The organism is Proteus terrae, from assembly GCF_003144325.1.
GTDB classification, from domain to species: Bacteria; Pseudomonadota; Gammaproteobacteria; order Enterobacterales; family Enterobacteriaceae; genus Proteus; species Proteus terrae.
In genome coordinates, this window is sequence record NZ_PENS01000005.1 from 298,299 (window position 1) to 306,627 (window position 8,329).

7 protein-coding genes, 1 tRNA gene and 1 pseudogene are annotated in these 8,329 nt (G+C 33.7%); 7 read left to right on the top strand and 2 right to left on the bottom strand.

What is annotated here, in order from left to right:
- The first annotated feature begins 1 nt into the window (after window position 1).
- Window positions 2-856, top strand: coding sequence for a 3-deoxy-8-phosphooctulonate synthase (gene kdsA / locus DK857_RS06200; protein ID WP_109393855.1), 855 nt, complete (start codon window positions 2-4; stop codon window positions 854-856).
- Between the two features lie 7 nt (window positions 857-863).
- A complete protein-coding gene (locus DK857_RS06205) occupies window positions 864-1,787 on the top strand; it encodes a TIGR01212 family radical SAM protein (RefSeq protein ID WP_109393854.1) in 924 nt (307 codons plus the stop codon).
- A 145-nt stretch (window positions 1,788-1,932) separates the two neighbouring features.
- Here DK857_RS06205 and dauA read toward each other — a convergent pair whose 3' ends face one another.
- Together dauA and DK857_RS06215 are read right to left on the bottom strand one after the other, a co-directional pair.
- Entirely contained in the window at window positions 1,933-3,633 is a 1,701-nt protein-coding gene (gene dauA / locus DK857_RS06210; RefSeq protein ID WP_109393853.1) for a C4-dicarboxylic acid transporter DauA, read from the bottom strand.
- Window positions 3,634-4,214: 581 nt separating this feature from the next.
- Window positions 4,215-4,302: transfer RNA gene (locus tag DK857_RS06215), tRNA-Ser, on the bottom strand.
- A gap of 316 nt (window positions 4,303-4,618) precedes the next feature.
- Here DK857_RS06215 and ghrA point away from each other — a divergent pair.
- The 5 genes and pseudogenes from ghrA to DK857_RS06240 form a co-directional block, all read left to right on the top strand.
- Window positions 4,619-5,560, top strand: coding sequence for a glyoxylate/hydroxypyruvate reductase GhrA (ghrA, locus tag DK857_RS06220; protein WP_109393852.1), 942 nt, complete (start codon window positions 4,619-4,621; stop codon window positions 5,558-5,560).
- 254 nt (window positions 5,561-5,814) lie between these two features.
- On the top strand, window positions 5,815-6,492 hold the full coding sequence (locus DK857_RS06225) for a hypothetical protein (RefSeq protein WP_157957596.1): 678 nt from the start codon (window positions 5,815-5,817) through the stop codon (window positions 6,490-6,492).
- A complete protein-coding gene (locus DK857_RS06230; RefSeq protein WP_109401790.1) occupies window positions 6,464-7,270 on the top strand; it encodes a hypothetical protein in 807 nt (268 codons plus the stop codon). Before DK857_RS06225 ends, DK857_RS06230 begins: the two co-directional genes overlap by 29 nt.
- Window positions 7,242-7,562 (top strand): hypothetical protein, encoded by a 321-nt coding sequence (locus DK857_RS06235; protein WP_109401791.1) that lies wholly within the window; start codon window positions 7,242-7,244, stop codon window positions 7,560-7,562. The genes DK857_RS06230 and DK857_RS06235 overlap by 29 nt, the downstream gene beginning before the upstream one ends.
- Window positions 7,563-7,645: 83 nt before the next feature.
- Window positions 7,646-8,329: pseudogene (locus tag DK857_RS06240) on the top strand (hypothetical protein); the annotation flags it as partial.

Consider the following 8,329-nt stretch of genomic DNA (forward strand, 5'->3'; position numbering starts at 1 on the left):
TATGCAACATAAAGTGGTGAATATTGGTGATATCAAGGTAGCAAACGACCTGCCATTTGTGCTTTTCGGTGGCATGAATGTATTAGAATCGCGCGATTTAGCCATGCGTATTTGTGAGCATTACGTCACTGTAACTCAAAAACTGAATATTCCTTATGTATTCAAAGCTTCTTTTGATAAAGCAAACCGTTCTTCAATCCACTCTTACCGTGGTCCAGGTTTAGAAGAAGGAATGAAAATTTTCCAAGAGTTAAAAGAAACTTTTGGCGTTAAAATTATTACTGATGTTCATGAAGCTGCACAGGCTCAACCGGTATCAGAAGTTGTTGATGTTATTCAGTTACCTGCATTTTTAGCGCGTCAAACTGATCTTGTTGAAGCGATGGCTAAAACTGGCGCTGTGATCAACGTAAAAAAACCTCAGTTTGTAAGCCCTGGTCAAATGGGAAATATCGTCGATAAGTTTAAAGAAAGCGGTAACGACCAAGTTATTCTATGCGATCGCGGTAGTAACTTTGGTTACGATAATTTAGTTGTTGATATGCTAGGTTTCCATGTCATGATGCAGGCCTCTCAAGGCGCACCCGTTATTTTTGATGTCACGCACTCACTACAATGCCGCGACCCATTTGGTGCTGCATCAGGCGGACGTCGTGCGCAAGTTGCAGAATTAGCACGTGCAGGGATGGCTGTTGGTCTTGCTGGATTATTCCTTGAAGCTCACCCAGATCCAGATAATGCGCGTTGTGATGGCCCATCAGCGTTACCACTGGCAAAATTAGAGCCTTTCTTAGCGCAAATCAAAGCCATTGATGACTTAGTTAAAAGTTTCCCTGAGTTAGATACCAGCAAATAAAATTGTTATGCAATTGCATACAGTTGTGAATATGTTCGGCGCTGATCTTCAGCGCCGTTATCACGAAAAAATTCATAAAATCACCCTTCATGGCGGTTTCAGCTGTCCTAATAGAGATGGCACATTGGGGCGGGGAGGCTGTACTTTCTGTAATGTTTCCTCTTTTGCTGATGAGCAAACACAATATCATTCGATAGAAGAACAAATTGCATTGCAAGCCCAAAATATTAACCGTGCGCATCGTTATCTTGCCTATTTTCAAGCCTATACCAGTACTTATGCCGAAGTAGAATACTTACGTACGTTATATGAAACCGCATTATTACAAGCGGATATGGTTGGGTTATGTGTCGGAACTCGGCCAGATTGTGTCCCTGTTAGCGTATTGGATTTATTGCAAGGTTATCGCGATAAAGGCTATGAAGTATGGTTAGAACTTGGTTTACAAACGGCTCATGATAAAACATTGAAGCACATTAATCGTGGGCATGATTTTCAATGTTATCAAGCGACCACTCGAGAAGCTCGTCGGCGTGGTTTAAAAGTGTGTACGCACCTTATTGTTGGACTGCCACGAGAAGATCATCTATTTAATATGCAAACATTAGAGCGTGTGGTAGATACAGGCACTGATGGGCTTAAATTACACCCATTACATATTGTTGAAGGCAGCACGATAGCTAAAGCATGGAAAGCAGGGCGTATTAATGCATTGACGCAAGATCAGTATGTTTATACTGCGGGTGAGATGATCCGCCATACTCCTCCTGAAATTATTTATCACCGAGTGTGTGCTAGCGCTAGAAAACCCACCTTATTAGCTCCTGAATGGTGTGAGAATCACTGGTTGGGAATGAATGCACTTTATCAAGATTTATTAAAAAAGGGTGTGCAAGGAAGCGGGATTGGTAATGCGTTTATTCCTAATTAAGTGAATTATTTTTTATATTAAGAATGAGCGTTGAAATTAATAATTTCTCAAATTAAATCTTATAATTATTCATAATTAAAAACGCCTTTAATCTTTATTTAATATTGATTAAAGGCGTTAATTTTTTATCTGAAATTCTAAACCGCTACTGAATTAATTCCAAATCATCCAGTGCTTTTTGTAATGAAGGATAGAAATTCAGAGTATCTTCAATTGGTGTGACTCTTGCTCTGGCCAACGTTTTTAAAGGCTGGAAAGGAATATCACAAACAATCACATGGGTATCATGTTTAACATCAGTGACAAAATGCTGGAATGCATGTAATCCACCTGCATCTAACACAGGAACAGCATCCCATTGCATAATAACGGTTTTATAACCTTTACTACGCTCACGTAACTCATTAAAGATACGCTCAGCGGCGGCAAAGAATAATGGACCATTAACACGCACAACTAATAATTGTTTATCATCATCAGTATAAGGGGATTCAGTTATTTTGGTCATATTGGCAATACGACGCATAAATAACAGTGAAGCCAACACAATACCGATAGTAATGGCAATAACCATATCAAAGAGAACGGTGAGCGATAAGCATAATACTAAGACAATAATATCGTCTTTAGGAGCGTGTCGAATAAGATCAATAACTTTACGTGCTTCACTCATATTCCATGCAACAATTAACAGCAGTGCGGACATTGCGGCTAAAGGTAAATAAGAAAGAAAAGGGGCTAATACAAGTAAAGTTAGCAACACCAATAATGAGTGAACAATAGCAGAAACAGGTGATGTTGCACCTGCACGTACGTTAGCAGCAGAACGTGCAATCGCCGCGGTTGCTGTAATACCACCGAAGAAAGGTGCGACAATATTACCAACACCTTGTCCGACTAACTCACCATTAGAGTGATGCTTTTTGCCTGTCATACCATCAAGTACAACTGCACATAATAATGATTCGATAGCACCTAACATTGCCATTGAAAAGGCTGCGGGTAATAAAGCAGAAACAGTGCTCCAATTTAATTCAAGAGATGTACCTGAACTTGGTAAATTCCAAGGTAAAACAAACTGAGGCAAAATAGGTGGGATACCTTGCCCAGTTGTTCCATTAGGAAGCATATAACTAAATTGTGAGCCAATAGTTGCAACGTCATGACCGAACATATTCACAATACCCATTACTGCTGTACCTGCGATTAAAGCGGGTAAGTGTCCGGGTAAGCGTAAATTCAGCTTAGGCCAATAAATTAAAACTAACAGTGTTGTCAGGCCAATAAGTGTATCACCAAGATGAATAGTCGGTAATGCAGAGCCTAGAGCAATTACTTTATCAATATAAGTTTCTGGCACATGCGCTAATTCAAGACCAAAAAAGTCTTTTACTTGCATTGTGGCAATAGTGATAGCAATTCCCGAAGTAAATCCAAGTGTTACAGAAACAGGAATATACTCAATAAGCTTGCCAAAGCGAGCTAATCCCATAACCACTAAGATAACGCCAGACATGAGCGTAGCAATCAATAGGCCACTCAAACCAAACTGTTGTGATACAGGATAAAGGATCACAACAAAAGCGGCAGTAGGCCCTGACACGCTGTATCGAGAGCCACCAGAAACAGCAATGACTATACCGGCAATAGCTGCGGTATAAAGACCGTATTGCGGAGGAACACCGCTACCAATTGCCAAAGCCATGGCTAAAGGTATCGCGATAATTCCGACGGTGATCCCTGCAATAATATCTTTTAATAAACGCGCAAAAGAGTAAGGCTCTTTTACACATGCATCAATAAATGCACTAAAGGGGCGAACCCGGTTAACTTTATGAGTTTTCATTTAGGATTAAACCAAAATAAGAAGTCAGATGCCGAATAACGGCGATAAGGAAAAGAGAGGATATCGCTTTTATTCGCTGATAATAATGTGATATATCAAATTATTAATGCATATCTTAAAGCTTAGTAAAAATAAAATCAATTAAACTAATAAGTTAACCTAAATAGATAACGCAATGTATCTTATTGTATTTATTCTGTTGCTTGCTTGAAAATAAAGTTTAAATTTATTTTAAAATTATAAAAAGCGTTTTATTTTAGAATAAATGTCGTTTAGAGATAGAGTAATAAAAATATTTTTACGTCATAAAAATCGGATAGACATAAATAACAATTACATAAGTTTTTTTAACTCATTAAAATTAATTATCAAAGCTTATTAAGCGATGAGAAATTATTAAATAAAACGATTAAGTAAAAAATAAAATAAAAAATGTGTTGTATACTAACAATAATATCATCAAAAAATGAAAAGTTGCTGGATATAAACAAGTCAGTGAAGAGAAAACGAGACTAAAAGTGTAGATAATTTCGGACAAAAAAATAGAGCCTAGCTGAAAAACTAGGCTCTATCTTAGAATATGGCGGTGAGAGAGGGATTCGAACCCTCGATACGTTGCCGTATACACACTTTCCAGGCGTGCTCCTTCAGCCTCTCGGACATCTCACCGTATTGTCGTTGGATATGTACTTAACATCTCTCAACGGGGCGCTACTATATGGAAAAGGATCATAGGCGTCAACAGCTAAATGCATTTTTCCTTTAACTTTTGTATCAAGCAGTCAAATAAAAAACAATATGCACAAATGCTAGGCAAATTATGCAGTAAAGCAATACTAATATGGATTGTTGTACTGAACAGAGAATTAAGAATTTCGTTAACTGGTTAACATTCTCAACATTTTTATTAACAACTTATTCAAAGAGACTTGAAATCAGAACGTAACCCTCGCACCCTATGATAAAAATGCTGGAGGAAGGCAAAATGAATATTATTTATTATCATCCTTTTTTTGACGCAGAAACATGGATCAATGGTATGAAGGCGCGTTTACCGAATGCCAATATACGCATTTGGGAACCTGGCGATAATCAACCTGCAGATTACGCTATGGTTTGGCTTCCTCCTTATGAAATGCTAGCCAGTCGCAATCACCTTAAAGGTATTTTTGCCTTAGGAGCAGGGGTCGATGCTATTTTAAAACAAGAACAACAAAAGCCGGGTACATTACCAACAGGTGTTCCTGTTATGCGTTTAGAAGACACCGGGATGGGGCTTCAAATGCAAGAATATGCGATTGCTAAAGTGATGTATTACTTTCGTCGAATGGATGATTATAAACGCCAACAATCACAACGTTTATGGAAACAACTTCCTGCACATTCTTATGATGATTTTGTTATTGGTGTTTTAGGGGCTGGTGCTTTAGGTGGGAGTGTTGCGACTAAACTTGCTGAACTTGGTTTTAAAGTGCGTTGCTGGAGTCGCAGTGAAAAACAAATTAAAAATGTTGAAAGCTTTTATGGTAAAGAACAACTCAATGATTTTCTCAAAGAGTGTAATTTGCTAATTAACTTATTACCTTATACGCCAGAAACACATGGTATTTTGAATTTTTCACTCTTTGAGCAACTTAAACCTTCTTCTTATTTGATTAATTTAGCACGAGGTGCGCATTTAGTTGATCAAGATTTATTAGAAGCGATAGATCAAGGGCATATTGCTGATGCCACTTTGGATGTTTTTGCTCAAGAGCCATTAGCGGGAATGCACCCCTTTTGGACACATCCTCGTGTTTCAATTACGCCACATATTGCTGCTTTTACAATTCCTAATATTGCGATGGATACGATTGTTGAAAATATCCAACGAATTGAGAAAGGAGAAACTCCTTTTGGTGTGGTAGATATGAAAAATGGTTATTAAGTTTATTCTATTTATATTCTAATTTTAGAAAATTTAGAAAAAAGGCGATAAATTTTAGTATATTGCCTTTTTTTTTATTCTGAATTTCAAAAAAATCATTTTTTCCATTATTTATATAATGTAATAAAAATCTGACTGCAAATAGATATCTCTTGCAGATTATCTTATTGAATATTACCTCAAATTTTAATTTTTGAGGTGGTAAATGACTAATAAAGTAATTATGGCCAATCTTGTTCTTTCGGGAATTTATGGTGATAAAAAAGAAACTAAAAATTGGAATTAAACGAATAGATGAACATGTTGATGAAAATAAAGAGACGAATAATAAATTATACAAAATAAAGTTTAATAAAATTGAATGTGATTATAATTTAAATGAAGATAAATTAGATGATTGCTCAGAGAGCATTTATATTGAATATGAAGAATACATACCAAAGTATACTGAAGAGCATTGCTTATCTAGTATGGATAACATGGTGTGGCAACAAGAAGAAAATATATTAAAACTTAATAGGAAAGATTTGAATTTTACAATGAGGTTGGAAGATGGAAAAGTTTTTGTTTCTAATTTACCAGCGAGTTTATCTGCAGATGTAGTGGATGCAAGGAATAATGAGCATCAACTTGATTTAAAATTAAGTGAAAATAAAAAAATAAAATCAATTAAACCCATAAGTAATGAAATTCAAGTCAAAATAAGTGAGGAAAATAGAACAAAAATGTTTTATATGGATTCTTCTTTCATATCTTCAACCGAGAATTATATGTATAAAATTAAAGATCTAAAAGATAAACCACCATTATCATTTCATTCATTAGTTGGGGAAAATAATTATAATAATTATCATTCAGGACAACCATTTTCTTCTCAAAGTCCTAGTCATTTCAGTAGTCGTCATGTTCCATTTTTTTTCATCTATAATTGATAATGTAAGAATACATTTAGCCAAAGCTAAACAACAGCGAATACAAAAAGAATATAAAAAAATGGCATCAGACATTGCTAAAAGTATTGATCCCGGTTTTAGAGGATTTCTTTCTAATATAAAAGGGCTCACAAATACTTCAACATCACCATGTAATAACAAATATAAAGCTTCACATAGTGCTAAAGAAAATAAAAAGTTACATTATGCGGTGTTAAACAGATATGTTAAAGGAATCAATAATGGAAAAACTCAAGGAGAAGTTGTTTATTCTATAGTTAAAGATCTAAAAGAAAAAGATAGTATCACTATTACACATTTTAATGGCATTCGTGCGTTTTTTGGTATAGATGCATTTAGTTTAATTCCCCAAGTTAAAGCTAATTTATTTTTATTAGCAAATTATTCAAAAACACATTCAATAACATTTTCAAAAAGTGAAAATAATAGGGTGAAATTTTCGTTTATAAACAAAAAAGAGGAAAATATATCTGCTGGCTTATCTGCAGGTATTGGTAGTTATAAAAGAAGATGGAAAAATAATAGTATAGATTATGGTTTTAATTCACCATTAACGGCGAGTATATATCTTGATTTAAACCATAATAAAAAATCTAATTTTTCATTTGAAATTGACTTGGATGATGTTGTTGAGTTTATTGATAAAGGTTTAGATTTTAGTTTAAATCAATTGAAGGATAATACCACATTGAATAATAACGAGAATATTTCTTTGGGACTATTTGCTAATGTCAGAAGTGAATTTAGAGCTCAATAATGAAACTGAAGTCGCAATACCGAGAAATGCAGTAGGAATAAATGCGATTGCATCATTATTAAAATTAAACATTAATATTAATAAATTTTTTGATTATGGAAAAATAAAATTAAGTGAAAAAGACAAAGTAATTGATTTAAAATTATTTGAAATGCTCTTTGATGTCTATAGGGATTTAAAATTTTCACCATCAAGAACACATTCTACTCATGAGGTTCAGTGGTATCCACTTGCAACAATGAAAAACATTGAAATTATGATTCAAAAAAAATTAATAGTTTATTTAAAATAAATATTTTTAATAGTAAAAAGCTAAAAGCTCAACAAGAATTTGAAGAGCAAAAAAAAGGTTTAAAAGAAATATATAGGAGGATTTTGAAAATAAATAACTTGTTTGATAAGCATCCTACAACTCTTAATCTTAATCAGAACATAAAAAAAATTGATAGCATTTATCTAACAGTATTACCAAATAAAAAATTTGCAGATAAAATAGTTAAAGATCCTTTTTTTAATGATGATGATCCTAAATATTTAGAAGGTTTAAGTGTTAGAGAACGTAAATTACAAAAATTTTTATTGGATTTAGAAGGGAAAAAGAAAATTTTATCTTCACAAGAAAAAAGTAATATGAATGAGAAATTTAAACCTTATTCTGTTTTTAAATATAAACTGAACGAAAGAAGTGAGGATATTTATAAAAACACTAGAGATAAATTTGCTGAAATGATGGAAAATATAAAAGGAAATGAAAGTTTCTCATTAAAAAATATTAAGGATGAGCTAGATAAATTATTTAACGATTGTAAGAATGAGTTGAGTAAAATGGAATATAAATTAGATGATATAGATATAATGTCTATCAGTGAAGTATCGGATAAAATAAAATCAATACCATTAGTACTTCTAGAGCTAGAGAATAAAGAAGGAATTATCTATCGCCAAGTAAAAGGTGAAATTGTATTCCATCGCTATAATAATATTGATGATAAAATTAATGTTAGTGATGAAATTGATATTAATGATGAAATTGATATTAATGATGAAATTGATATTAAT

What these genes read in the sequence shown, in the direction of transcription:
- kdsA (WP_109393855.1), top strand. Translation starts at nt 2, where the DNA reads ATGCAACATAAAGTGGTGAATATTGGTGATATCAAGGTAGCAAACGAC.
- DK857_RS06205 (WP_109393854.1), top strand. Translation starts at nt 864, where the DNA reads ATGCAATTGCATACAGTTGTGAATATGTTCGGCGCTGATCTTCAGCGC.
- dauA (WP_109393853.1), bottom strand. Translation starts at nt 3,633, where the DNA reads ATGAAAACTCATAAAGTTAACCGGGTTCGCCCCTTTAGTGCATTTATT.
- ghrA (WP_109393852.1), top strand. Translation starts at nt 4,619, where the DNA reads ATGAATATTATTTATTATCATCCTTTTTTTGACGCAGAAACATGGATC.
- DK857_RS06230 (WP_109401790.1), top strand. Translation starts at nt 6,464, where the DNA reads ATGTTCCATTTTTTTTCATCTATAATTGATAATGTAAGAATACATTTA.
- DK857_RS06235 (WP_109401791.1), top strand. Translation starts at nt 7,242, where the DNA reads ATGTCAGAAGTGAATTTAGAGCTCAATAATGAAACTGAAGTCGCAATA.